This window comes from Streptomyces alfalfae (genome assembly GCF_004127445.1).
Classification (GTDB): domain Bacteria; phylum Actinomycetota; class Actinomycetes; order Streptomycetales; family Streptomycetaceae; genus Streptomyces; species Streptomyces alfalfae.
The window spans coordinates 130568-156169 of sequence record NZ_QEXM01000041.1; the positions used below are offsets into that span (position 1 = coordinate 130568).

The window sequence follows — 25602 nt, forward strand, 5'->3', positions numbered from 1 at the left end:
CCCTACCGCGTGGCCCCTCGGTGTGACGGGAGTGGTGCGGGCCGATTGTACGGACCGCATGCGGATGAGTACCCTCCGTACCTCATGCCTTCTCCTCGACCCGGCAACCTGCCGCTGGAACTCAACGCCTTCGTCGGACGCGCTCGTGAACTCGCCGAGCTGACCGAGGCGTTGGGGGCCGCGCGGCTCGTGACCGTGACCGGCGTCGGCGGCATCGGCAAGTCGCGGCTCGCCCTGCGCGCCGCGGCCGAGAGCCCGCCGCGGGACGGCGCCTGGCTGGTGGAGCTCGCGGCGCTGCGGGACGCGGACCTCGTGGAGCACGCCGTCGCCGAGGCGCTGCGGCTCACCGACCACACGGGCAGGCCGTCGCGCGAGGTGCTGCGCGGGCGGCTCGCCGAGCGGGAGCTGCTGCTCGTGCTCGACGGTTTCGAGCATCTCGTCGAGACGTGCGCGCCGCTGGTGCACGACCTGCTGGCGCACTCCCCCGGGCTGCGCGTCCTCGCGGTGGGGCGCAGGCCCCTGGAGACCGCGGGCGAACGGCTCCTCACGCTGGCGCCGATGCCCGAGGCGGAGGCCGTCGAGCTGTTCGCCGACCGGGCGGTGGCAGGCCTGCCCCGCTTCGCCCTGGACGACGGCAACCGCGAGGACGTCGCGGAGCTCTGCCGACGCCTGGACGGCATCCCGCTCGCCGTGGAGCTGGCGGCGGGCAGGCTGCGGGCGCTCTCCCCCGCCCAGCTCCTCGCCCGGCTCGACGACCGGTTCGGCCTGCTGACGGGCGCACGCCGGGACGTTCCGCCGCGCCATCAGGCGTTGCGCACGGCCATCGGCTGGAGCCACGAGCTGTGCACGCCCGCGGAGCGGCTGCTGTGGTCGCGGCTCTCGGTGTTCGCCGGGCAGTTCGACCTGGAGGCGGCCGAGTACGTCTGCGCCGGGGACGGGCTGCGCGCCGAGGACGTCCTCGGCGTCCTCGACGAACTCCTCGCGCAGTCCGTCGTGGCCCGCGAGGAGAGCGCCGCGGGCGTCCGCTACCGAATGCTCGACACGGTCAAGGCGTACGGCCTGGACTGGCTGGAGGCGGCGGGCGAGACCGCGCGGCTGCGGCGCAGGCACCGCGACTGGTACCTGGGTCTCGCCACCTGGTGCGAGCTGGACTGGTTCTCGCCGCGCCAGGCCGCGGTCGCCGAGCTGGTCGAGATGGAGCTGCCGAATCTGCGCGCCGCCCTGGAGTTCTGCCTGACCGAGCGCGGCGAGGCGCACCTGGGGCAGTACCTCGCGGGCACACTGTGGTTCTACTGGGTCGGCTGCGGCCGGCTCGCGGAGGGCAGGCACTGGCTGGACCGCTCGCTGGAACTCGACGGCGGTCACGCGGACTCGCGGCTCAAGGCGCTCTGGGTGCTCGGCTACGTGACGGTGCTCCAGGGCGACACGATCGCCGCCCTGGCCGCGCTGCACGAGTGCCGCGAGGGCGCCGAGCTGTCGGGCAGCGCGGTCGCCGCGGCGTACGCGGAGCACCGCATCGGCTGCCTCGCCCTGGTCACCGACGACATCCCGCGCGCCGAGACGCTGCTGCGCTCGGCCCTCGACCGCTACCAGGAGGTCGGCGAGCTCAACAGCAACGTCCTGATGGGCCAGGTCGAGCTGGCCATGGCCCTGGCGTTCCGCGGTGATGTGGAGGGCGCGGTGGAGCTGTGCGAGGACGTGCGGCGGGTCTGCGAGGACCACGGCGAGCGCTGGACCCTCGCGTACGCCCTGTACGTGCTCGGGTACGCGGCCTGGACACGGGGCGAGACGGAGACGGCGAGCGATCTCGTCGTCCGGTCCCTGGACCTGAACCACCGCTTCCGCGATCTGCTCGGCACCGCCCTGGCCGTCGAGCTGCTCGCGCTGTTCACGGCGGAGGACGGCGACGCGGCGGAGGCGGCGGTGCTGCAGGGAGCCGCGTCCCGCGTCTGGCCGTCGGTGGGACTGCCGCTGTTCGGCTCGGGGAACTTCGGCGGGCCGCACGTGGTGTGCGAGGAGCGGATCCGCGAGGCGCTCGGCGACGAGCGGTACGAGGAATGCCTGCGCACGGGCGCCGGGCTCGGGCCCGAGGCGGCGGTGGCGCGGGCGCTGCGCGCCGGGCGCGGACATGCGAAAACCCGCCGCCCGCCCCGCCGGGAAGGGCGGGGAGGCGACGGGCTGAAGCAGGGTGAGCTACGTCCGGGTCAGCGGGCGTAGTACTCGACGACGAGCTGCTCGTCGCAGATCACGGGGATCTCCTTGCGGTTCGGGTCGCGGTCCAGGCGGAAGGCCAGGGCCTTCAGGTTCACCTGGAGGTAGCGCGGGGTCTCGCCGTCGGGGGCGAAGCCACCCTCACGCGCGACCTGGAACAGCGGCTTCTCACGGCTGCGCTCGCGGACCATCACGACGTCGTCGGGACGGACGCGGTACGACGGCTTGTCGACCTTGCCGCCGTTGACCTCGATGTGGCCGTGCACGACCATCTGGCGGGCCTGGTAGATCGTGCGGGCGATGCCCGAACGCAGAACCAGGGCGTCGAGACGACGCTCCAGCTCGATGACCAGGGCCTCACCGGTCTTGAGCTGCGTCTTGGACGCGCGCTCGTAGGCACGGACGAGCTGGCGCTCGGAGAGGTCGTACTGCGCGCGCAGCCGCTGCTTCTCGAGCAGACGGACCTTGTAGTCCGAGTTCTGCTTGCGCCCACGGCCGTGCTCGCCCGGCGGGTAGGGACGGGCCTCGAAGTACTTGACGGCCTTCGGGGTCAGCGCGATGCCGAGGGCACGCGACTTCTTGACCTTGGGGCGGGACTGGTTCGGCATGAACCAACCTCTCTGTTCATTGTGAATTCGGCTTCACCAGTGGTTAGGGGAGGTCGCATCCGCAGCCTGGGAAACCTCACGGGCCCATGGGCCCACAAGGCAGCCGCTCCCTGGTCTGGGCACTATGTGCAGCACGCGAGTGGCCCACCGACCGATTCCCGCGTGCGAGATGGTGGTGGGCTGCCCGCGACACCTTCAACGGTGCGCGACGCTCCTGGATCCCCCTTGCCTCGCGGCGGTGGGGTTCCGGCTGGATGTCCCGATCTGGTGGCGCCGGCACGAGACCGGCACGGGACGCAGCACTGGCGACAAGTGTACCGGGTGCGGCGCGATGCCTCAGCCCTCGGGCTGCTCGCCCTTCAGCCGGGCGCGGACGCGCTCGACCACGTCGGCATAGCGCGCCTCGGCGCCGTACCTCGTCGGCTGGTAGTACCGCTTGCCGTCGATGGTGTCCGGGGCGTACTGCTGGGCGGCGATTCCACCGGGGACGTCGTGCGGATACACGTACCCCTGGGCGTGGCCGAGCTTGGCCGCGCCCTTGTAGTGGCCGTCCCGCAGGTGGGGCGGGACGGGTCCGGCGAGGCCGCCGCGGACGTCGGCCTGGGCCTGCTGGATGGCGATCGTCGCGGCGTTCGACTTCGGGGCCAGGGCGAGGGCGATCGTGGCGTGGCTGAGGGTGAGCGCGGCCTCCGGGAAGCCGATCATGGCGACGGCCTGCGCGGCGGCGACGGCCGTGGGCAGCGCCGTCGGGTCGGCGAGGCCGATGTCCTCGCTCGCGGAGATCATCAGGCGCCGGGCGATGAAGCGGGGGTCCTCGCCCGCCTCGATCATGCGGGCCAGATAGTGCAGGGCCGCGTCCACGTCGGAGCCGCGGATGGACTTGATGAGGGCGCTGGCGACGTCGTAGTGCTGGTCGCCGTCCCTGTCGTACTTCACGGCGGCCCGGTCGACGGACTCCTCCAGCGTCTGGAGGGTGACCTCCTGCTCGCCCTTGGCGAGGGCCGAGCCCGCGCCGGCCTCCAGGGCGGTGAGCGCGCGCCGGGCGTCGCCGCCGGCGATGCGCAGCAGATGCTCCTCCGCCTCCTCGGGGAGCGCGACCGCGCCGCCGAGGCCCCGCTCGTCGGTGACGGCGCGGCGCAGCAGGCCGCGCAGGTCGTCGTCGGTGAGCGGTTCGAGCGTGAGCAGCAGGGAGCGGGACAGGAGCGGGGAGATGATCGAGAAGTACGGGTTCTCGGTGGTCGCCGCGATGAGCGTCACCCAGCGGTTCTCGACGGCCGGGAGCAGGGAGTCCTGCTGGGCCTTGCTGAACCGGTGGATCTCGTCGAGGAAGAGGACGGTCTCCTTGCCGTGGCCGCCCATCGCCCTGCGGGCGCCGTCGATGACCGCCCGGACCTCCTTCACGCCCGCGGTGATCGCGGAGAGCTCCACGAAGCGCTTGTTCGTCGCCTTGGAGACCACATACGCGAGGGTCGTCTTGCCGATGCCGGGCGGGCCCCACAGGAAGACCGAGGAGGGTCCGGCGGGGCCGCCGCCGTCGCCGACGAGGCGGCGCAGGGGCGAGCCCGGCTTGAGCAGATGCTGCTGGCCGACGACTTCGTCGAGGGTGCGCGGGCGCATCCGGACGGCCAGGGGGCTGCTGGACGGGTCCTTCTCCTGGCGGTCTTCGGCTGCGGCGGTGAACAGGTCGGGCTCCACGTCCAGAACCCTATGTCACGCCACTGACAATCCCGCCGGGAGCGTCCGGGCGCTCAGGCCCAGAGGTCGGCGCCCCAGCGGGTGAGGATCAGCATGGCGATGACGCCGATGTGCATCACCGGCAGGGCCCAGGTGAAGTCCTCCAGGAAGCCCTTGGCCCAGCGGGGCGCGGGCAGGAAGCCGTGGCGGATGTTGAACGACGTGACGTACCAGAACATCAGGAGCGTGACGGTCCAGGCGAGGCAGCACCAGAGGCAGAGCGCGTTGATGTGGTACAGCGACTGGATCATCAGCCAGGTGCAGAATCCGACACCGAAGAGCGTGCCCGCGTTGAACGTCAGCCAGTACCAGCGCGGGAAGCGGGCCCCCGCCAGCAGGCTCATGCCGACGCAGATCACGATGCCGTAGGTCACCAGGCCGAGCATCGGGTTGGGGAAGCCGAAGACCTCCGCCTGCTCGCTCTTCATGATGCTGCCGCAGGCGACCACCGGGTTGATGCTGCACCCCGGCTGGAAGTTCGGGTCCTTGAGGAGCTCGAACTTGTCGATGGTGATGATCCAGGAGGCGAGCACACCGGCGGCGCCCGTGATCACCAGGAGCAGGGCGAGCGCGCGGCTCCCCCCGACACTCCCGGGAGCGGTCACCCGCTCCGCACGGTCCGGGGCGTCGTCCTTCACTGACATCGTTTCGCTCATCACGCCGTTCCGTCGCTTGTGGGGCCGAGGGCAGGGACATTGTGCCGTACGCACCTGTGTGTCCGTCCCCGGAACGGCATCGCGGGGTCCGTTTCCGGACCCCGCGTGGGAGAGCGCCGTGCTCGCGCCGTTACGCGAGCTTCGCCGTCAGTTCGGCCACGATCTCGTCCACCGCGACGGCCGTCTGCTCGCCGGACTCCATGTCCTTGAGCTGGACCACGCCCTCGGCGAGGTCGCGCTCGCCCGCGACGACGGTGAAGCGGGCGCCGGAGCGGTTGGCGTTCTTCATGGCCCCCTTGAGGCCCTTGCCGCCGTAGCTGAAGTCGGCCGCCACCCCCGCCTTGCGCAGCTCCGTCACCTTGGCGAAGAGGACCCGGCGGGCCTCGTCGCCGAGCGGGACCGCGAAGACGCTGGTGGACGCCGGTAGTTCGAGCTCGACGCCTTCCGCCTCCAGGGCGAGGACCGTGCGGTCCACGCCGAGCGCCCAGCCGACCGAGGGCAGCGAGGGGCCGCCGATCATCTCGGACAGGCCGTCGTAGCGGCCGCCGCCGCCGACCGCGGACTGCGAGCCGAGGCCGTCGTGGACGAACTCGAAGGTGGTGCGGGTGTAGTAGTCCAGGCCGCGGACGAGCTTCTCGTCGTCCTCGAAGGCGACGCCGGCCGCGGTGATCAGCTCGCGCACCTGCTCGTGGTACGCCTTGCACGCGTCGCAGAGGTAGTCGCGGAGCGAGGGGGCGCCCACGAGCTGCTTCTGCACCTCGGCGCGCTTGTCGTCGAGGACCCGGAGCGGGTTGATGTCGATACGTCGGCGTGTCTCCTCGTCCAGGTCGAGGCCGCGCAGGAAGTCCTGGAGCGCGGCCCGGTAGACCGGACGGCACTCCTTGTCGCCGAGGGAGTTCAGCAGGATGCGGAAGTCCCGCAGGCCGAGCGTGCGGTACGCCTGGTCGGCCAGGATGATCAGCTCGGCGTCGAGCGCTGGGTCCTCGGCGCCGATCGCCTCGGCGCCGACCTGCGAGAAGTGGCGGTAGCGGCCCTTCTGGGGGCGCTCGTAGCGGTAGTACGAGCCGGAGTACCAGAGCTTGACCGGGAGGTTGCCCGCCTTGTGGAGGTTGCCCTCCAGGGCGGCGCGCAGCACGGAGGCGGTGCCTTCGGGGCGCAGGGCGAGCTCGTCGCCGCCCTTGGTCGTGAAGGCGTACATCTCCTTGGTGACGATGTCGGTGGACTCGCCGACACCGCGTGCGAACAGCTCGACGTTCTCGAATCCGGGCGTCTCGACGTAGCCGTAGCCGGAGTTGCGCAGCGGCGCGGCGATCGCCTCGCGGACCGCGAGGAACTTCGCGGAGTCCGGGGGAAGCAGGTCGTAGGTGCCCTTGGGGGCCTTGAAGGTGCTCACGGGAGTTCTCTCGTCACATTCCTCGTCGCGGGGCGGACGTGTCGTCCGGACCCAGGCCGGCGGCCACCTGCCGCAGATACGGGTTGGTGGCGCGCTCCTGGCCGATGGATGTCTGGGGGCCGTGGCCCGACAGCACCACGGTCGAGTCGTCGAGCGGCAGGCACACGCGTGCCAGCGACTCAAGGATCTCGGTGTGGCTGCCGCCGGGCAGGTCGGTGCGTCCGATGGAGCCGGCGAAGAGCAGATCGCCCGAGAAGAAGACCGAGGGGATCTCGGCCGTCTCGGGCATCCGGAAGGTCACCGACCCCTTCGTATGGCCCGGCGCGTGCGCGACGGAGAAGTCGAGCCCCGCCAGCTTCAGCCCCGCCCCGTCGGACAGCTCCCGCACGTCGTCGGGCTCCCCCACCGTCAGCTCGCCCATGAGCGGCATCCCTATGGAGCGGCCGAGGGCCTTCTCGGGGTCGCTCATCATGTACCGGTCGGAGGGGTGGATCCACGCGGGCACGTCGTGCGCTCCGCAGACCGGGACGACCGAGGCGACGTGGTCGATGTGGCCATGGGTGAGGATGACCGCGACGGGCTTGAGCCGATGCTTCTTGAGTGCGTCCTCGACTCCCTGGGCGGCCTGGTGGCCCGGGTCGATGATCACGCACTCCTCGCCGGCGGCGGGGGCGACCAGGTAGCAGTTGGTCCCCCAGGCCCCGGCGGGGAACCCGGCAATGAGCACGATCGTCCTTCGTTCGTCGTCCGGCGGGATGGGCCGCGCCCCCGGCGGAGGATCACGGCAGATCAGAGCCTACCGGCGCTGCCGATTCCACAGGTAACCCATATACGGTACGGGCAACTCAGGCGGTCACCCGGAAAGGGGAGAGAACCCGGTGGTCAGCAACGATCAGCGGCGGCGGCAGCTCGCCCGTGAGAAGTTCGAGCGTCAACAGCAGCGGCGCGAGGCCGCCCGGCGCAGGGCGCGGATGCGCAACGCGGTGATCGCGGGGGCGCTCGCGGTGGCGCTGGCGGGGGGCGCGGTGTCGTACGTGGCGGGCGCCTTCGACGGCGGCGGGACGAAGGACGACGAGGCCGCCGCACGGCCGACCAGCACGCCGAAGGACCCGTGCGAGAAGCCGGCTCCCGGCAAGGTGAAGCCGCTGAGCTTCGAGAAGGAGCCCGCGCTCACCATCGACAAGTCCGCCGACTACACGATGGACCTGAAGACGACGTGCGGGGACATCGGTCTCGACCTGTCGGCGGCGAAGGCCCCGCACACGGTGAACTCGTTTAAGTTCCTGGTCGACAAGGGCTACCTCGACCACACCACGTGCCACCGCCTGACCACGGGCGGTGTCAACGTCCTGCAGTGCGGCGACCCCAAGGGCACCGGCGAGGGCGGCCCGGGGTACTCCATCCCGGACGAGAACCTCAAGGACAAGCGCCTGAAGGGGAACGTGTATCCGGCGGGCACGGTCGCCATGGCGAACCAGTACAACGCCCAGACGAAGAAGGGCCGCGACACCGGCGGGAGCCAGTTCTTCCTCGTCTATCAGGACAGCCAGCTCCCGCCCGACTACACACCGTTCGGGACCATTTCCGATTCCGGCATGAAGGTGCTCAAGAAGATCGCCGACGCCGGTGAGAACACCGGTCAGGGCGACGGCAGCCCGAACGCGACCGTCGTCATCGACAAGGCGACCGTCACCAGGTCCTGAAGTCCGCGCGGGCAAACTTCGGTCGTGCGGGATGCGGACAGCCGCCCCGCCGGTCGCCTATGTTGGCGGTGACGAAACTGTGGACGATGCCGGGGGCCCCAAGGCCCTGCGCAGGCATCATGTGGAGGAGGCGCTGTGAGCAGCAGCCCGTGGGGCCGCGTCGACGAGACGGGGACCGTGTACGTGCGTACGGCCGACGGCGGCGAGCGAGTGGTCGGTTCGTGGCAGGCAGGATCTCCTGATGAGGCCCTCGCCTACTTCGAGCGCAAGTACGACGGTCTGGTCGTCGAGATCGGACTTCTCGAGCGCCGGGTGAAGACGACCGACCTGTCGGCCAAGGACGCCATGACCGCCGTCGAGCACCTGCGCCAGCAGGTGGACGAGGCGCACGCGGTCGGCGATCTGGACGCCCTGGGCAAGCGGCTCGACAAGCTGGTCGAGACCGTCGAGGCCCGTCGCGAGGAGCGCAAGGCCCAGAAGGCCAAGCAGTCCGACGAGGCCAGGCACGCCAAGGAGGCCCTGGTCGTCGAGGCCGAGGAGCTGGCCCAGAGCGAGCAGTGGCGGGCGGCCGGCGAGCGGCTGCGGGCCCTGGTGGACACGTGGAAGGGCCTGCCCCGGCTCGACCGCAAGTCCGACGACGAGCTGTGGCACCGCTTCTCGCACGCCCGCTCGGCGTTCTCCAAGCGCCGCAAGGCGCACTTCGCCTCGCTGGACGCGCAGCGCGAGGAGGCCCGCAAGGCCAAGGAGAAGCTGGTCGCCGAGGCCGAGGCGCTGTCCGGCTCGAAGGACTGGGGTCCGACGGCCGCGCGGTACCGCGAGCTGATGGCGGACTGGAAGGCGGCGGGCCGCGCGCAGCGCGAGCACGAGGACGACCTGTGGAACCGCTTCCGCGGCGCCCAGGACGTCTTCTTCGCGGCGCGCAGCGAGGTGTTCGCCGAGCGCGACGCCGAGCAGACGGAGAACCTGAAGCTGAAGGAGGAGCTGGCCGAGGAGGCCGAGAAGCTGCTCCCGGTGAAGGACCTGAAGTCGGCGCGCGCCGCCTTCCGCTCGATCAACGAGCGCTGGGAGGCCATCGGTCACGTCCCGCGTGACGCGCGCCCGAAGGTCGAGGGCCGTATGCACGCCGTGGAGCGGGCCATCCAGGAGTCCGAGGAAGCCGAGTGGCGCCGCACGAACCCGGAGGCACGCGCGCGTGCGGAGGGCCTCACGGGCCAGCTGCAGGCGGCCGTGGACAAGCTGCACGGCCAGATCGAGAACGCGCGTGCCGCGGGCAACACCGCGAAGGCCGACAAGCTCCAGCGGGAGCTCGACGGCCGCCAGGCGCTGCTCGACCAGGCGCTGAAGGGTCTGCACGAGTTCGGCGGCTGAGTCTTCGGTCCACTGCGCGGAGGGGCTCCCGTACATCGTGTACGGGAGCCCCTCCGCGCAGTGTCCGGTTCACGGCCCGGCGGCCGGCCCGACGGCCGGGTCGCGGCCGGGGTCACGGCCGTCGCGTCGACGTGACCCGGTAGACGTCGTACACGCCCTCGACGCCCCTGACGGCCTTGAGCACGTGCCCCAGGTGCTTGGGGTCGCCCATCTCGAAGGTGAAGCGGGACGTGGCGACGCGGTCGCGGGAGGTCTGCACCGCCGCCGACAGGATGTTCACGTGCTGGTCCGAGAGGATGCGCGTGACGTCCGAGAGCAGGCGCGAGCGGTCCAGTGCCTCGACCTGGATGGCGACCAGGAAGACGGAGGACTGGGTGGGCGCCCACTCGACCTCGAGGATGCGCTCGGGCTCCCGCGACAGGGAGTCGACGTTCACGCAGTCGCTGCGGTGCACGGAGACGCCGCTGCCGCGCGTGACGAAGCCGATGATCGGGTCGCCGGGCACGGGCGTGCAGCAGCGGGCCAGCTTGACCCACACGTCCTCGACGCCCTTGACCACGACGCCCGGGTCGGTGTTCGAGCGGCGCTTGCTGCGTCCGCGCGAGGGCGGGGCGCTCTCGGCGATGTCCTCGTTGGCGGCCTCCTCGCCGCCGAGCGCCTGCACGAGCTTCTGCACGACGGACTGCGCGGTGACGTGGCCCTCGCCGATCGCGGCGTACAGCGACGAGATGTCGGGGTAGCGCATCTCGTGCGCGAGCGTGACCAGGGAATCGCCGGTCAGGATGCGCTGGATCGGCAGGTTCTGCTTGCGCATGGCCCGCGCGATGGCGTCCTTGCCCTGCTCGATGGCCTCGTCGCGGCGCTCCTTGGAGAACCACGCGCGGATCTTGTTGCGCGCCCGGGGCGACTTGACGAAGCCGAGCCAGTCGCGGGAGGGGCCCGCGCCGGCCGCCTTGGAGGTGAAGACCTCCACCAGGTCGCCGTTGTCCAGGGTCGATTCCAGCGGTACGAGACGGCCGTTGACCCGCGCCCCTATGGTCCTGTGGCCGACCTCGGTGTGCACCGCGTACGAGAAGTCGACGGGGGTGGCGCCCGCCGGGAGCGCTATGACGTCGCCCTTCGGCGTGAACACGAAGACCTCGTTGCGCGAGAGGTCGAAGCGCAGCGACTCCAGGAACTCGCTGGGGTCCTCGGTCTCCTTCTGCCAGTCCAGGAGCTGGCGCAGCCACGCCATGTCGTTGAGGTGGTCGTCCTTGCCGCCGGCCTTCTTCGGTACGTCCGTGCGCACCTTGGAGGCGCCGGCGACGGCCTCCTGCTTGTACTTCCAGTGCGCGGCGATGCCGTACTCGGCGCGGCGGTGCATGTCGAACGTGCGGATCTGGAGCTCGACGGGCTTGCCGTTGGGGCCGATGACCGTCGTGTGCAGCGACTGGTACATGTTGAACTTCGGCATCGCGATGTAGTCCTTGAACCGGCCGGGGACCGGGTTCCATCGCGCGTGGACCGTGCCGAGGGCGGCATAGCAGTCGCGGACCGTGTCGACGAGGACGCGAATGCCCACCAGGTCGTAGATCTCCGCGAAGTCCCGGCCGCGGACGATCATCTTCTGATAGACGCTGTAGTAGTGCTTCGGGCGTCCGGTGACGGTCGCCTTGATGCGGGCGGCGCGCAGGTCGGCCTGAACCTCGTCGGTCACTATGGCGAGGTACTCGTCGCGCTTGGGGGCGCGCTCGGCGACCAGGCGCACGATCTCGTCGTACATCTTGGGGTAGAGGATCGCGAAGGCGAGGTCCTCCAACTCCCACTTGATGGTGTTCATGCCCAGGCGGTGGGCGAGCGGCGCGTAGATCTCCAGGGTCTCGCGCGCCTTCTTCTCCTGCTTCTCGCGCTTGAGATAGCGCATCGTGCGCATGTTGTGCAGGCGGTCGGCGAGCTTGATGACCAGGACGCGGGGGTCCTTGGCCATGGCGACGACCATCTTGCGCACGGTCTCGGCCTGCGCGGCCTCGCCGAACTTGACCTTGTCCAGCTTGGTGACGCCGTCGACGAGCAGCGCGACCTGGTCGCCGAAGTCGCGCTTGAGGGTGTCGAGGCCGTACTCAGTGTCCTCGACGGTGTCGTGCAGGAGCCCCGCCATCAGGGTGGCCGGGTCCATGCCCAGCTCGGCGAGGATCGTCGTCACGGCGAGCGGGTGCGTGATGTACGGATCGCCGCTCTTGCGCTTCTGCCCGCGGTGCCAGCGCTCGGCGACCTGGTAGGCCCGCTCGATCTGCCGCAGCGTCGACGTCTCGATCTTCGGGTCGTTGCTGCGCACTATCCGCAGCAGGGGTTCGAGAACCGGGTTGTACGGGTTCGAACGCTGCACGCCGAGGCGGGCGAGGCGGGCCCGCACGCGGTTGGAGGAGCCGGAGCGCGAGGGCTGCCCCGTGGCGGGGCGGATCGCGGGGGCCGTCGGATGGTGGTCCGCCGGCGGCTTCGGGCGCGGCTGCTCGGCCGGTTTGCCGCCCCGGGAGACCTCTCCCTGGGCGCGCTGCGCGGACGTGCCGCCCTGCCCGCCCGCAGCCTTCTTCGCGGGCGCGACGGAGTCCGCCGAGGCCTGCTGCCCCTTCTGGGCGGCCTTGGCGGCGGTGAGTGGCTGGGACTCGTCTGGCAAGAGCGCTCCCTGTGCGCGATCGGGGTCCCCCGGGCAGGCCCCGAAGTGTCCATGGTATCGATCCTGGGCCTTCGGCTCGCCTTGGGCCGGTGAGACGGCGCTGTACTGGGGAAACGCAGGGGGCGTGGCGTCGATTCCCGCCGCCGGCGCGCACCGCCCGTCGCCCGCCCCGGCCCGCGTCCGGTCGGCGCCTGCCGGTGCGGGCGGACGCCGTCCAGAGCGGGAACCGGCCGAAACGGCGACGGGCGCCCCGACCGATGGCCGGAACGCCCGTCGCACAGTGCCGCACACCGACGGCGGTCACGCTCAGACGGTGATCAGCGCTTCCAGGGGCGCGCCGTTCAGCGCGCCCTCCAGTTTCCGGCGGCCGTCGAGGAAACCGAGCTCCATGAGCACGGCGACCCCGGCCACCTCGGCGCCGGAGCGCCGGATCAGGTCGAGCGAGGCGGCGGCGGTGCCACCGGTGGCGAGGACGTCGTCGATGACCATGACGCGGTCGCCCGCCGCCAGGTCCTCGGCGTGCACCTCGATCTCGGCGCTGCCGTACTCCAGGTCGTAGCTCTGCTTGAGCGTCGCTCCGGGGAGCTTGCCCGCCTTGCGCACGGGGATGAAGCCGAGCCCGGCGCGGAGCGCGGCGGGGGCGCCCAGGATGAAGCCGCGGGCCTCCAGGCCGACGATCTTCGTGGCGCCGTGCCGCACGCACAGGTCGGCGAGCGTCTCCGTCAGCGCCGCGAAGGCCGCGGGGTCGGCGAGGAGCGGGGTGATGTCCTTGAACATCACGCCCGGCACCGGATAGTCCACGACGTCACGGATGCGGCTGAGCAGCAGCTGTGTGACGTCCGTCTGCTCGGTCATCGGCGCTTCCCCGAGGGACGGCCCTTGCCGCGGCCGCGCGACGCGGGCTGGCTGCGGGGGCCGACGACCGCCGGGGCGGCGTCGTCCTCGTACTCATCGTCGTGCGGCACGTCGTCCGCGGTGTGCGGCGCCTCCGCGGACTCGCCCTTGGCCGCGGCCGCCGCGCGCTTGGCGAGCACCCGCTTCTTGAGGGCCTTCATCTGCGGCTCGCGCTCCTTGAAGTCGGCGACGAGCGGCGTGGCGATGAAGATCGAGGAGTACGCACCGGCCGCGAGGCCGACGAACAGCGAGAGCGAGATGTCGTTGAGCATGCCCGCGCCCAGGGCGCCGCCACCGATGAAGAGCAGGCCGGCCACCGGGAGCAGCGCGACGACCGTGGTGTTGATGGAGCGCACCAGGGTGCCGTTGATGCTGCGGTTGGCGACCTCGCTGTAGGTGAAGCGGGTCTGCTTGGTGATGTCCTTCGACTGCTCCTTCAAGCTGTCGAAGACCACCACCGTGTCGTACAGCGAGTAACCGAGGATGGTCAGCAGACCGATCACCGTGCCGGGCGTGACCTCGAAGCCGACCAGTGCGTACACACCCACGGTGATGGTGATGTCGTGGATGAGCGCGATGAGCGCCGCGAGCGCCATGCGCCACTCGAAGGCGATGGCCAGGTAGATCACCACGAGGACCATGAAGATCGCCAGGCCTTGCCAGGCCTTGTTGGCGATCTGCTCGCCCCAGCTGGGGCCGACCAGGTCGGCGTTGATGTCGCCGGCCTTGACGTCGAGGTCCTCGGCGAGCGCCCTCTTGATCTGGTCGGACTTCTCGATGTCCACACCCGCGATCTGGATGCGCATCTCGCCCTCGCCCAGCTTCTGGACGATCGCGTCGTGGCCGGCCGCCTTCTCCGCGGACTCCTCGGCCTTCGAGACCGAGGCACTCGTCTTCGGGGTGTTGAAGACGGCGCCGCCCTCGAACTCGATGCCCATGTTCAGGCCGCGCACCGCGAGGCCGACGATGGCCGTGATCGTGATCAGGATCGAGAGGCCGTACCAGAGCATGCGCTTGCCGACGAAGTCGTAGCCGACCTCGCCGCGGTAGAGCCTGGCGCCGAGATTACCGAGCTTCGACACTCTCAGGCCTCCTTCGGGTCGACAGGGCCAGCGGAGCCGGGGGCGCGGCGGGCCCGGCGGATCGGGGGCTTGACCCCGAGTCGCACCGGGTCGAAGCCGGACCACTTGTGGCCGCTCGCGAAGAACTTCTTGCGTGCCATGAGCGTCATCAGCGGCTTGGTGAAGAAGAAGACCACGACGACGTCGAGGAGCGTGGTCAGGCCGAGCGTGAACGCGAAGCCCTGGACCTTGCCGACCGTGACCACGAAGAGCACGGCGGCGGCGAGGAACGACACGAAGTCGGAGACCAGGATGGTGCGCCGGGCCCGCGGCCAGCCGCGCTCGACGGCGGGGCGCAGCGTGCGGCCCTCGCGGACCTCGTCACGTACGCGTTCGAAGAACACGATGAACGAGTCCGCCGTGATGCCGATCGCGACGATGGCGCCGCAGACCGCGGGCAGGTTCAGCGCGAACTTGATGGTCGGGCCGAGCAGCGTCATGATCGTGTACGTCAGCGCCGCGGAGACCAGGAGGCTCGCGATCGCGATCAGCGAGAGACCGCGGTAGTAGACCACCAGGTAGATGACGACCAGTGCGAGGCCGATGGCGCCCGCGATGAGGCCCGCCTGCAGCTGCTCGCCGCCGAGGGCCGGGCTGACCGTGGTGACGCTCTGCTCGTGGAAAGTGAGCGGCAGGGCGCCGTACGACAGGACGTTCGCGAGGTCCTTCGCGGACTGCTGCGTGAAGCTGCCGGAGATCTCGGCGTTCTTGCTCAGGGTCGTGTTGACGCTGGGGGCCGAGACGACGTCGCCGTCGAGGACGATCGCGAACTGGTTCTGCGGGGGCTGCTGCTGCGACAGCTTGCTCGTGACGTCGGAGAACTTCTTCGCGCCGCCCTTGGTGAACTCCATGTTGACGATCCAGGCGCCGGTGTCCTGCCTGATCGTCGCCTCGGCCTCGTCGACGTCCTTGCCGTTGACCTCGGCCGGGGCCAGGATGAACTTGTCCCACGTCTTGCCGTCGGCGCTCTTGCCGCAGGCGATGGTGGTCTCGGAGGCCTTGATGCCGCGGCCGGCCTCGGCGCGCTGCTTCTTGTCCGTGCAGTCCAGCTTGGCGAACTGCTCCTGGAGCTTGGCCGTCGCCGGGTCGGGTGCCGGGGTCTCGTCCTTCTTCCCGTCGTCCTTCTTGCCGTCCTCGGCCTTGTCCGAGGCGCCGGGCGTCGGGTCGTCCTTCAGGGCGTCGGTCAGGGCGCGGCCCTGCGGCGACGCGGAGGAGCTCGGGGAGTCCGCTCCGTCCGTGGCCTTGTCGGTGGCCTTGTCCGTCGCCTTGTCGGTGGCCTTGTCCTTCTCCTTGTCCGCGCCGGGAGGAGTGGCGGACGGGTCGGGAGTCGCCGCGCCGGCGGCCTGCGTGATCACCGGACGGAAGAAGAGCTGAGCGGTCGTGCCGACCTGCTCGCGCGCCTGCTTCTCGTTCGTCCCCTTGGGGATGTTGACGATGATGTTGCGATCGCCCTGGGTCTGTACCTCGGCCTCGGAGACACCCAGACCGTTGACACGGTTGTTGATGATGTCGACCGCGGTGTTCATGTTGGTCGGGTTGATCGCGTTCTTCTGACCCGGCTCGTTCTTCGCCTCGAGCGTGATGCTCGTGCCACCCGCGAGGTCGATGCCCAGACGCGGCGTGGTGTGCCCGGAAAGGAACATTCCCCCGGTCAGCGCCACGAGGGCGATCAGGATGAAGGCCAGTGCGCGGCCCGGCTTGCCCGGTGCGCTCTGCCTTCGGCCCTTCTTCGGTGCTGCCACCTTCTCGTTCTCCCTGTCCAACCGCCCGGCGTCCGGTCCGGCCCCGGCGGTTGCGGGGAGGACCCGGGCGGGCGGCCATGAAGTGGTGTCGAGACTCGGCGCGATATGCACGGGGTCCGGGGCCCGTGGCGCGCGAGCGGCGCGCCCCGCAAGCCCCGGTCGTGACTACTTCGCGTCGGACTCGCCGTCGGTCTTCTTCGGCTCCACGTCGTCGGCCTCGGCGGCCGCGTCCTTCTTGCCGAGGTCGATGCGCGAGTCGTCGGAGGCGGCGGCGGGCTCGTCGGTCTCGGTCAGGGAGGAGGCGTCGTCCGGAACGACGGGGGTGTCCTCCTTCAGGTCGTCCTCGGTGCCGTGAACGATGCGGTTGTACTCGTCGTCGGCGAGAACGGCGCCGATCGAGTTCTTGGCGTAAACCGCGTGGACACCGGGGGCCACCTCAAGGAGGACGGCGTCGTCGTGGACCTCCTTGACGGTGGCGTACATGCCGCCGATCGTGCGGATGCCGGTGCCGGGCTGCATTTCGTTGCGCATCTGCGCGGCGGCCTGCTGCTTCTTCTTCGCCGACCGGGTCATCAGGAACATGGCCCCGATGAGCACGATGAACGGGAGGAGGGTCACGATATTCACGGGACGGAATTTCCTTCGCACGACCGCGCGGGTAAAAGCGGCCTACTGGATGGGGGTGGGCACGCCGCCCACAAGGGCGGCATCGGCGGAGTCTAAGCGAGTCCGCACCTAACGAACAACGCTCAGCATGGCACCGGGGTTCCTGACCCCGCGACTATCCGCGCCGTTCCGTCGAGCTTGCGCCACCGCGAAGCCCCCGCACCGCCGCCCTCACGCCCCGAACAGATCCTGTTGCCCCTTTCCGCCCGCTTGGCGCGGTGGTACGAGGCCCAGGTGCGCCCAGGCCGCCGGGGTGGCGACGCGCCCGCGGGGCGTACGGGCGAGCAGTCCCTCGCGCACGAGGAAGGGCTCGGCCACCTCCTCGACCGTCTCCCGCTCCTCCCCCACGGCGACCGCGAGGGTCGACAGACCGACCGGACCGCCGCTGAACAGCTTGAGCAGGGCTTCCAGGACGGCCCGGTCGAGGCGGTCGAGGCCCCGCTCGTCGACCTCGTACACGGCGAGGGCGGCGCCCGCGATGCCCCTGTCGATCACGCCGTCCGCCTTGACCTGGGCGTAGTCCCGCACGCGGCGCAGCAGACGGTTGGCGATGCGGGGCGTGCCCCGGGAGCGGCCCGCGATCTCGGCGGCGCCGTCCGGGTCGATCTCCACGTCGAGCAGCGTCGCGGAGCGGTGCACCACGCGCTCCAGCTCGGCGGGTTCGTAGAACTCCATGTGCGCGGTGAAGCCGAAGCGGTCGCGCAGCGGCGGCGGCAGCAGTCCCGCGCGCGTGGTGGCGCCGACCAGGGTGAAGGGCGGCAGTTCGAGCGGGATGGCGGTGGCGCCGGGGCCCTTGCCGACGATGACGTCGACACGGAAGTCCTCCATCGCCATGTAGAGCATCTCCTCGGCGGGCCGCGACATGCGGTGGATCTCGTCGAGGAAGAGGACTTCGCCCTCCTGGAGGGAGGAGAGGATCGCCGCGAGATCGCCCGCGTGCTGGATGGCGGGGCCGCTGGTGATGCGGATCGGGGCGCCCATCTCGGCGGCGATGATCATCGAAAGGGTGGTCTTGCCGAGCCCCGGGGCGCCGGAGAGCAGGACGTGGTCGGCGGTGGCGCCCCGGGCGCGGGCCGCGCGCAGGACGAGGTCGAGCTGCTCGCGGACCTTCTCCTGGCCGATGAACTCGCCGAGGTCCTTGGGGCGCAGGGCGGCCTCGACGGCCTGGTCCTCGCCGTCGGCGCCGGAGTCCACCAGCCGCTCCGCGGCGGGTCCGACCAGCCGCTCGGCCGCGTCGGCAGCTTCGTCGGTCGTGTCGTCCCAGTTCATGCGGTGTGCCTCGCGATGCGGTTCAGAGGTGCGGTCGGGTGGTGCCGTACGGGTGGCCGGCGGCTGCGGCCACGGTCCGGCTAGCGGGTGCGGTTCAGGGTCTGGAGCGCCGCCTTGAGGAGCTGGCCCACCTGCGGTGTGCCTTCGGCGGCCTCGGCCTGCGGGGTGACGGCGGCGACGGCGTCGTCGGCCTCCCGCGTCGCGTACCCCAGGCCGATCAGGGCGGCGTGGAGCTGGTCGCGCCAGCCGGCGGCGGGGGCGCCGCCGCGGACCTGGCCGCCGGTGCCCAGGGGCTCGCCGAGGCGGTCCTTGTACTCCAGGAGCAGCTTCTGGGCCCCCTTCTTGCCGATGCCCGGCACGGCGGTCAGGGCCTTCTCGTCCCCGGTGGAGACCGCGCGGCGCAGGGCGTCGGGGCTGTGCACGGCGAGCATCGCCTGGGCCAGGCGGGGCCCGACGCCGCTCGCGGTCTGGAGCAGCTCGAAGGTCTGGCGCTCGTCGTCGTCGGCGAAGCCGTACAGCGTCAGGGAGTCCTCCCTGACCACCAGCGAGGTGGCGAGCTTGGCCTGCTGGCCGACGCGGAGCGTGGAGAGCGTGTTCGGCGCGCACTGGACGGCCATGCCGATGCCGCCGACCTCGATCACCGCGGTGTCGGGTGCGAGTGCGGCGACGGGGCCGCTGACGAAGGCGATCATGCGGTACGGCCTTTCCGGGCTGTGGGGGTCTTCGCCGCCTGCGGGGCGGCGGCCTGCTGGAGGCGGTTCTCGGCGACCGCCTGCTGCAGGCGGTTCTGGGCGACCGCCCGCTGGAGGCGGTTCTGCGCGGGCGCGCGCCAGATGTGGCAGATGGCGAGGGCCAGGGCGTCCGCGGCGTCCGCGGGCCTGGGCGGTGCGTCGAGCCGCAGGAGGCGGGTGACCATCGCCCCGACCTGCGCCTTGTCGGCCCGGCCGCTGCCGGTGACGGCGGCCTTGACCTCGCTGGGGGTGTGCAGGGCCACGGGGATGCCGCGGCGGGAGGCGCAGAGCATGGCGACCGCGCTGGCCTGGGCGGTGCCCATGACCGTGCGGACGTTGTGCTGGCTGAACACGCGCTCCACGGCGACGAACTCCGGCTCGTGCTCGTCGAGCCACTGCTCGATGCCCTGCTCGATGGCGACCAGGCGGTGGCCGAGCTCCGCGTCGGCCGGGGTCCGCACGACGCCGACGCCGCGCATGGCCAGCGGCCGTCCGGCGACGCCCTCGACGACACCGACACCGCACCGGGTCAGTCCCGGGTCGACCCCCAGCACGCGCACGTAAGCCCCTCCCATCGCCTGTCCGTGCAGGCTATCGGGTCCCTCTGACAACGCGACGGGCCGACGGGTGTGTCCCGTCGGCCCGTTCAACGCGGCGGAGCGCCTATGCGTCGACCTTCGCCATGACCTCGTCGGAGACGTCGAAGTTGGCGAAGACGTTCTGCACGTCGTCGCTGTCCTCCAGGGCGTCGATCAGCTTGAAGATCTTCCGGGCGCCCTCCTCGTCCAGCTCGACCTGCATGGTCGGGACGAAGTTGGCGTCGGCCGAGTCGTAGTCGATGCCGGCCTCCTGGAGCGCGGTGCGGACCGCGACCAGGTCGGTGGCCTCGCTGAGCACCTCGAAGGTGTCGCCGAGGTCGTTGACCTCTTCGGCGCCCGCGTCGAGGACCGCGCCGAGCACATCGTCCTCGGACAGCTCGCCCTTGGGGACGATCACGACGCCCTTGCGGTTGAAGAGGTACGAGACGGAGCCCGGGTCGGCCATCGAGCCGCCGTTGCGGGTCATGGCCACCCGGACGTCGGACGCGGCACGGTTGCGGTTGTCGGTGAGGCACTCGATGAGCACCGCGACGCCGTTCGGTCCGTAGCCCTCGTACATGATCGTCTCGTAGTCGGCGCCACCGGCTTCGAGGCCGGCGCCGCGCTTGACCGCGGAGTCGATGTTCTTGTTCGGGACCGAGCTCTTCTTGGCCTTCTGAATGGCGTCGAAGAGGGTCGGGTTACCGGACACGTCGGCGCCGCCCGTGCGGGCCGCGACCTCGATGTTCTTGATCATCTTCGCGAAGAGCTTGCCGCGCTTGGCGTCGATCACGGCCTTCTTGTGCTTCGTCGTAGCCCATTTAGAGTGGCCGGACATCTGCCTGTCTCCTTCGCGTTACCCAACAACCAGTACGAACTCTCCCAGACCTTAAGGCCCCGGGGGGGATCAGATCCCCGGAGATCCTACAAGGCTCCCACGCGCCGGTTGCCCCGTGCCATCTCCACGAACAGCGCGTGGACGCGGTGGTCGCCGGTCAGCTCGGGGTGGAACGAGGTGGCCAGCGCGTTGCCCTGGCGCACGGCGACGATGTGGCCCTCGTGCTCGGCGAGCACCTCCACGCGCGCGCCGACCGACTCCACCCAGGGCGCCCGGATGAAGACTCCCTCGACGGGGTCGCCCTCGACACCCGTGACGGTGACGGCGGCCTCGAACGACTCGTTCTGCCGCCCGAAGGCGTTGCGCCGCACGATCATGTCGATGCCGCCCACCGTCTCCTGGCCCGAGCGCGGGTCGAGGATCTTGTCGGCGAGCATGATCATTCCGGCGCAGCTGCCGTAGACCGGCAGGCCGTCACGCACGCGTGCGCGCAGCGGCTCCATCAGGCCGAAGAGGGTGGCGAGCTTGGAGATGGTGGTGGACTCGCCGCCGGGGATGACCAGGCCGTCGACCTCGGCGAGCTCTTCGGGGCGCCGGACCGGCCTGGCCACGGCGTCCGCCGAGGCCAGGGCGATCAGGTGCTCCCGCACGTCCCCCTGAAGGGCGAGGACGCCCACGACGGGAGTGGTCATCACCAGCCCCGGTTCGCGTAGCGCTCGGTCTCGGGGAGGGTGTCGCAGTTGATGCCGACCATGGCCTCGCCCAGGTTGCGGGAGGCATCCGCGATGATCTTCGGGTCGTCGTAGAAGGTGGTGGCCTTCACGATGGCGGCGGCGCGCTTGGCCGGGTCGCCGGACTTGAAGATGCCGGAGCCGACGAAGACGCCCTCGGCGCCGAGCTGGCGCATCAGCGCGGCGTCGGCGGGGGTGGCGACACCACCGGCGGAGAACAGGACGACCGGCAGCCTGCCCAGCTCGGCGGTCTCCTTGACCAGCTCGTAGGGGGCGCGGAGATCCTTGGCGGCGGCGTACAGCTCGTTGTTGTCGAAACCGCGCAGGCGGGCGATCTCGTTCTTGATCTGGCGCAGGTGGCGGACGGCCTCGACGACGTTGCCGGTGCCGGCCTCGCCCTTGGAGCGGATCATGGCCGCGCCCTCGGCGATGCGGCGCAGGGCCTCGCCCAGGTTGGTGGCGCCACAGACGAAGGGGGTCGTGAAGGCGAACTTGTCACTGTGGTTGACCTCGTCGGCCGGGGTGAGGACCTCGGACTCGTCGATGTAGTCGACGCCGAGGGACTGCAGCACCTGGGCCTCGACGAAGTGGCCGATGCGGGACTTGGCCATGACCGGGATCGAGACGGCCTCGATGATCTCCTCGATCATGTTGGGGTCGGACATCCGGGCCACGCCGCCGTCCTTGCGGATGTCGGCGGGCACCCGCTCCAGCGCCATGACGGCCACGGCGCCGGCGTCCTCGGCGATCTTCGCCTGCTCGGCGTTGACGACGTCCATGATCACGCCGCCCTTGAGCTGCTCGGCCATGCCGCGCTTCACGCGCGCGGTGCCGGTCTCGGTGGACGGGTTGCTGCTGGCGGGGGTGCTGGACACGGGGGTGACCTCACTCGAGGGAGACGGCTTCTGCGACTCCGAGGAAACTCCCGGCGACCAGTCCACAGCAAGGGCCAATAGGTGACCGGTGGCTCATTTTCCGTCGCCCTCCCGCTCGGGGCGTCGCCGCGTTCCCGGCTCCGGACACCGCTGCGTGCCTGGTCAGGGCCTTACGCGGTGGCCCGGTCGGCGAGAGCCACCGGAGGCTCGTCGTCCATCTCGAACGCCAGCGGGAAGGGCGCGTGCCCCGCGAGCCGGAACCAGCGCACCGTGCGATGCCTGCGCAGGGCGCGTGCCGCGCGTACGGCGTCGTTGTGGAAGCGGCGGGCCATCGGCACCCGGCGCACGGCCGCGGCCAACTCGGTGGCCGCCTCGTCACCGCCAGGGGCCTCGCGCACCGCCTCGACCTGCGCGGCCTCGCCGAAGATCGCCCGCAGGGCCTGGCTGAGTTCGCTCTCGGCGACCTCGCGCTGCTCCTCCTCGGCCTGGCGTGCTGCGTGCGCCGCCTCGTAGAGCACGATCGAGGCGGCCGGGTCGAGCACTCCGGAGGTCGCGAGCTCCTGGGCGACCGAGGCGCGGCGCAGCAGTTGCGCGTCGAGGGCGGCGCGGGCAGCGTCGATGCGGGCGTGCAGCCGGTCGAGCCGGCCCGCGGTCCAGCTCAGGTACAGGCCGATCGCGAAGAGTGCCGCGGCGATCCAGATCAGTGTGGTCACGGGCGGCAAGGCTACCGCCGGGGAGCACGTGTCCCGCCGCGCGGCCCCTGGCCGCCCCTCCCGGGCACCCTCACGGGGCTCCGCCCCGGACTTCGTCCCTCAAACGCCGGACGGGCTGCTTTTTCGCCCCCGGCCCGGATGGTTCTTCGTCCCACACGGGCTGGCTCTCCACCCGCGACCGGCCGGCCCCGCGCTAGCCCCGCTGCGCCAGGCCGAAGCGGGCCCGCAGCCCCACCCGTTCGTCCTCCGCCACGGAGGCCGCGCCGTCCGTCACCGTCTCGTAGACCGCGAGGATGTCCGCGCCCACCGTCGACCAGTCGAAGCGGCGTACGTGGGCGCCGCCGCGGTCGCGGAGGCCCTCGCGGCGTTCGGGGTCGGACAGCAGGCGGATCGCCGACTTGGCCAGGGAGTCGGCGTCCTCGTTGTTGAAGAGGTCGCCCGCCCCGCCCTGGTCGAGGACCTGGGCGAAGGCGTCCAGGTCGCTGGCGAGGACGGGCGCGCCCGCGGACATCGCCTCGACCAGGATGATCCCGAAGCTCTCGCCGCCGGTGTTGGGCGCCACGTACAGGTCGACGCTGCGCAGCAGCCGCGCCTTGTCCTCGTCGCTGACCATGCCGAGGAACTCCACCCGGGGGCGCAGCTCGGCGGGGAGCGAGGCCACCGCCTCCTCCTCATCGCCGCGGCCCGCGACGAGCAGGCGGGCGTTCGGCCGCTCGGCGAAGATCTGCGGGAGGGCCTTCATGAGGACGGGCAGACCCTTGCGGGGCTCGTCGATGCGGCCGATGAAGCCCATGGTCTCGCCCTGCCACTCGGGCCGCGGCTCGGCGTCGGCGAAGAAGCCGACGTCGACGCCGTTGGGGATGACGACCGCGTCGCCGCCCAGGTGTTCCACGAGGGTGCGGCGCGCGTACTCGCTCACGGCGATGCGCGCGCTGATCTTCTCCAGGGCGGGCTGCAGGATCGGATAGGCGGCGATCATGGCCCGGGAGCGCGGGTTGGACGTGTGGAAGGTGGCGACGATCGGCCCCTGTGCCGCCCAGCACGCGAGCAGGCCCAGCGAGGGCGAGGCCGGCTCGTGGATGTGGATGACGTCGAAGGTGCCGTCGTGCAGCCAGCGGCGCACCCGCGCGGCGGACAGGAAGCCGAAGTTGAGCCGCGCGACGGAGCCGTTGTACGGCACGGGAACGGCTCGCCCCGCCGACACCACGTACGGCGGGAGGGGGGTCTCGTCGTCCGCGGGGGCGAGGACGGACACCTCGTGCCCCAGGCGGATGAGGTGCTCCGCCAGATCGCGGATGTGGAACTGGACGCCGCCCGGCACGTCCCACGAGTACGGGCAGACGATGCCGATCTTCACGACGTCTCCCCCGCCGGGTCCTGCTCGGGGCGGGGTTCCAGGTCGGCGAGCCACAGTCGCTGCAGCATGTGCCAATCCTCCGGGTGGTCGGCGATACCGATGGCGAAGGCGTCTGCCAGCGCCTGTGTCATGGCAGACGTCTTCTCGGCCCTCGTACCTGTCTCGGGCACGTCGACCGGCGGGTGGACGCGTCCCTTCATGACGGGGGTCCCGTCATACCAGAGGGTGACCGGCAGGAGCAGCGCCCCGGTCTGCTGGGCCAGCATCGCGGGCCCCGCGGGCATCCGGGCGGTGTCTCCGAAGAACTTCACCTCGACGCCGGACGCGGAGAGGTCGCGGTCGGCCACGAGGCAGACGAGGCCGCCCGCGCGCAGCCGCCGGGCGAGGGCGCCGAAGGCGGAGCCGCCGGTGTGCGGCAGGACCTCCATGCCGAGGCTCTCGCGGTAGGCGACGAAGCGGTCGTAGAGCGTCTCGGGCTTCAGGCGCTCGGCGACGGTCGTGAAGGGGGTCTTCAGCTCGGTGGTGACCCAGGCGCCCGCGAGGTCCCAGTTGGCGAGGTGCGGCAGGGCGAGGACGACGCCCTTGCCCGCGGCGAGGCCGTCGGTCAGGTGGTGCAGGTCCGTCCCCTCGAAGCCGTTCCTGACACGGTCCTCGCTCCAGGACGGCAGCCGGAAGGACTCCATCCAGTACCGCAGGTAGGAGCGCATGCCCGCACGGGAGAGCTGGGCGAGCCGTTCGGGGGTGGCGTCGGGCACCACGCGCGCGAGGTTAGCCTCCAGGCGCAGGACGCCCGTGCCGCGGCGCTTCCAGGCCAGATCGGCGATGGTCCGGCCGAGCCGCTGGGCGGCCGGCTCGGGGAGCTTCTTGACGGTGCTCCAGCCGGCTCCGTAGAGCGCGTCCGTCAGTCGGTCCCTCACTGCGTGGCCTCACTCTCCTGCGCGGCGCCCCCGGCCGCGTCCGCCTCGGCGGACTCCCTGCGGACCGTGACGACCCGCTGGACCAGGGTGACCATGCTGCCGGCGGCGACGATCCACAGGGCGATGGGCAGCAGGACCTGGATGCCGGGGACGCCGAAGTCGTGCAGTCCCGCGAGGCCCGCGGCGACCAGCGAGATGACCAGCCGTTCGGCGCGCTCCACCAGGCCGTTCACGGCCACGGGCAGGCCGATCGCCTCGCCGCGCGCCTTGGTGTACGAGACGACCTGGCCGCTGGCGAGGCAGAAGATCGAGACGGCGCACAGGATGTTGTCGTCACCGGAACCGGCGTACCACAGGGCGAGCCCGCCGAAGATGGCGCTGTCCGCCACGCGGTCGAGGGTGGAGTCGAGGAAGGCGCCCCAGCGGCTGGAGCGGCCGAGCTGACGGGCCATGTTGCCGTCGACGAGGTCGCTGAAGACGAACAGGGTGATGACGACCGTGCCCCAGAAGAACTCGCCACGGGGGAAGAAGACCAGCGCTCCCGCCACCACACCGGCCGTGCCGATGAAGGTGACCGCGTCGGGGCTGACCCCGCGGCGGATGAGAAACGCGGCGAACGGTGTGAGGACACGCGTGAAGAATGCACGCGCGTACTTGTTCAGCATGGCCTTCCCGAGGGGTCGGTGGCCGCGTGACCCCGTTGGCCACCGGCTGGCCCATCGTAGTCACGCCCCTCACCGGCGGGCTCGCCCCCTCACCATCGCGTACGACGTATGGACGCAGAGTGACCCTGGTGGAAAGCTCGAAAGCGCTACGGGCGCCGTCGGAGCCGCCCCGCACCGGT

General features: G+C 71.1%; 22 protein-coding genes and 1 pseudogene. 3 read left to right on the top strand and 20 right to left on the bottom strand.

Features of this window, described 5'->3' with window-relative positions:
* Positions 1 to 84 precede the first annotated feature (84 nt).
* Entirely contained in the window at positions 85 to 2217 is a 2133-nt protein-coding gene (locus DCW30_RS20055; protein WP_237283459.1) for an ATP-binding protein, read from the top strand.
* Here DCW30_RS20055 and rpsD read toward each other — a convergent pair.
* The 5 genes from rpsD to DCW30_RS20080 form a co-directional block, all read right to left on the bottom strand.
* A complete protein-coding gene (gene rpsD, locus DCW30_RS20060) occupies positions 2205 to 2819 on the bottom strand; it encodes a 30S ribosomal protein S4 (protein ID WP_055563995.1) in 615 nt (204 codons plus the stop codon). The genes DCW30_RS20055 and rpsD overlap by 13 nt on opposite strands.
* A gap of 336 nt (positions 2820 to 3155) precedes the next feature.
* The gene (locus tag DCW30_RS20065) at positions 3156 to 4514 is read right to left on the bottom strand and encodes a replication-associated recombination protein A (RefSeq protein ID WP_076687121.1); all 1359 of its coding nucleotides are present in this window, start codon (positions 4512 to 4514) and stop codon (positions 3156 to 3158) included.
* A gap of 53 nt (positions 4515 to 4567) precedes the next feature.
* A complete protein-coding gene (locus tag DCW30_RS20070; protein WP_103557531.1) occupies positions 4568 to 5209 on the bottom strand; it encodes a vitamin K epoxide reductase family protein in 642 nt (213 codons plus the stop codon).
* 130 nt (positions 5210 to 5339) lie between these two features.
* On the bottom strand, positions 5340 to 6602 hold the full coding sequence (hisS, locus tag DCW30_RS20075) for a histidine--tRNA ligase (RefSeq protein ID WP_076687120.1): 1263 nt from the start codon (positions 6600 to 6602) through the stop codon (positions 5340 to 5342).
* Positions 6603 to 6615: 13 nt separating this feature from the next.
* The gene (locus DCW30_RS20080) at positions 6616 to 7329 is read right to left on the bottom strand and encodes an MBL fold metallo-hydrolase (RefSeq protein WP_062779529.1); all 714 of its coding nucleotides are present in this window, start codon (positions 7327 to 7329) and stop codon (positions 6616 to 6618) included.
* 151 nt (positions 7330 to 7480) lie between these two features.
* Between DCW30_RS20080 and DCW30_RS20085 the strand changes: the two genes are divergently transcribed.
* Both DCW30_RS20085 and DCW30_RS20090 read left to right on the top strand, forming a co-directional pair.
* Complete coding sequence (locus DCW30_RS20085) at positions 7481 to 8305, top strand: peptidylprolyl isomerase (protein WP_076687119.1); 825 nt, start codon at positions 7481 to 7483, stop codon at positions 8303 to 8305.
* A gap of 135 nt (positions 8306 to 8440) precedes the next feature.
* A complete protein-coding gene (locus DCW30_RS20090; protein WP_076687118.1) occupies positions 8441 to 9673 on the top strand; it encodes a DUF349 domain-containing protein in 1233 nt (410 codons plus the stop codon).
* A gap of 112 nt (positions 9674 to 9785) precedes the next feature.
* Here DCW30_RS20090 and DCW30_RS20095 read toward each other — a convergent pair whose 3' ends face one another.
* From DCW30_RS20095 to pgsA, 15 genes and pseudogenes are all read right to left on the bottom strand, one after another.
* Positions 9786 to 12326 (bottom strand): RelA/SpoT family protein, encoded by a 2541-nt coding sequence (locus DCW30_RS20095; RefSeq protein WP_076687117.1) that lies wholly within the window; start codon positions 12324 to 12326, stop codon positions 9786 to 9788.
* Between the two features lie 306 nt (positions 12327 to 12632).
* Positions 12633 to 13181, bottom strand: a complete 549-nt coding sequence (locus tag DCW30_RS20100; protein WP_076687116.1) for an adenine phosphoribosyltransferase — start codon at positions 13179 to 13181, stop codon at positions 12633 to 12635.
* Positions 13178 to 14302: a protein translocase subunit SecF gene (secF, locus tag DCW30_RS20105; protein WP_076687115.1), complete on the bottom strand. Its 1125-nt coding sequence runs from the start codon at positions 14300 to 14302 to the stop codon at positions 13178 to 13180. Before secF ends, DCW30_RS20100 begins: the two co-directional genes overlap by 4 nt.
* Positions 14303 to 14304: 2 nt before the next feature.
* Positions 14305 to 16083 carry a protein translocase subunit SecD gene (gene secD, locus DCW30_RS20110; RefSeq protein ID WP_076689532.1) on the bottom strand — a complete coding sequence of 593 codons (1779 nt, stop codon included), beginning with the start codon at positions 16081 to 16083 and terminating at the stop codon, positions 14305 to 14307.
* A gap of 165 nt (positions 16084 to 16248) precedes the next feature.
* Positions 16249 to 16710 (bottom strand): preprotein translocase subunit YajC, encoded by a 462-nt coding sequence (yajC, locus tag DCW30_RS20115; protein ID WP_076687114.1) that lies wholly within the window; start codon positions 16708 to 16710, stop codon positions 16249 to 16251.
* Between the two features lie 210 nt (positions 16711 to 16920).
* Positions 16921 to 18018, bottom strand: a complete 1098-nt coding sequence (gene ruvB, locus DCW30_RS20120) for a Holliday junction branch migration DNA helicase RuvB (RefSeq protein ID WP_076687113.1) — start codon at positions 18016 to 18018, stop codon at positions 16921 to 16923.
* A gap of 80 nt (positions 18019 to 18098) precedes the next feature.
* Positions 18099 to 18710 carry a Holliday junction branch migration protein RuvA gene (gene ruvA, locus DCW30_RS20125; protein WP_076687112.1) on the bottom strand — a complete coding sequence of 204 codons (612 nt, stop codon included), beginning with the start codon at positions 18708 to 18710 and terminating at the stop codon, positions 18099 to 18101.
* Positions 18707 to 19309 carry a crossover junction endodeoxyribonuclease RuvC gene (ruvC, locus tag DCW30_RS20130; RefSeq protein WP_076689530.1) on the bottom strand — a complete coding sequence of 201 codons (603 nt, stop codon included), beginning with the start codon at positions 19307 to 19309 and terminating at the stop codon, positions 18707 to 18709. Before ruvC ends, ruvA begins: the two co-directional genes overlap by 4 nt.
* Positions 19310 to 19412: 103 nt before the next feature.
* Complete coding sequence (locus tag DCW30_RS20135) at positions 19413 to 20165, bottom strand: YebC/PmpR family DNA-binding transcriptional regulator (RefSeq protein ID WP_062779511.1); 753 nt, start codon at positions 20163 to 20165, stop codon at positions 19413 to 19415.
* Positions 20166 to 20251: 86 nt separating this feature from the next.
* Positions 20252 to 20860, bottom strand: a complete 609-nt coding sequence (gene pdxT / locus DCW30_RS20140) for a pyridoxal 5'-phosphate synthase glutaminase subunit PdxT (protein WP_103557530.1) — start codon at positions 20858 to 20860, stop codon at positions 20252 to 20254.
* On the bottom strand, positions 20857 to 21771 hold the full coding sequence (gene pdxS / locus DCW30_RS20145; RefSeq protein ID WP_076687110.1) for a pyridoxal 5'-phosphate synthase lyase subunit PdxS: 915 nt from the start codon (positions 21769 to 21771) through the stop codon (positions 20857 to 20859). Before pdxS ends, pdxT begins: the two co-directional genes overlap by 4 nt.
* 170 nt (positions 21772 to 21941) lie before the next feature.
* Positions 21942 to 22493, bottom strand: coding sequence for a LemA family protein (locus DCW30_RS20150; protein ID WP_198502170.1), 552 nt, complete (start codon positions 22491 to 22493; stop codon positions 21942 to 21944).
* Between the two features lie 184 nt (positions 22494 to 22677).
* A complete protein-coding gene (locus DCW30_RS20155) occupies positions 22678 to 23841 on the bottom strand; it encodes a glycosyltransferase family 4 protein (RefSeq protein ID WP_076687109.1) in 1164 nt (387 codons plus the stop codon).
* Positions 23838 to 24758, bottom strand: a complete 921-nt coding sequence (locus DCW30_RS20160) for a phosphatidylinositol mannoside acyltransferase (protein WP_076687108.1) — start codon at positions 24756 to 24758, stop codon at positions 23838 to 23840. The genes DCW30_RS20155 and DCW30_RS20160 overlap by 4 nt, the downstream gene beginning before the upstream one ends.
* A pseudogene (pgsA, locus tag DCW30_RS20165) lies at positions 24755 to 25467 on the bottom strand (phosphatidylinositol phosphate synthase); the annotation flags it as partial. The gene DCW30_RS20160 and the pseudogene pgsA, both read right to left, overlap by 4 nt.
* Positions 25468 to 25602 lie beyond the last annotated feature (135 nt).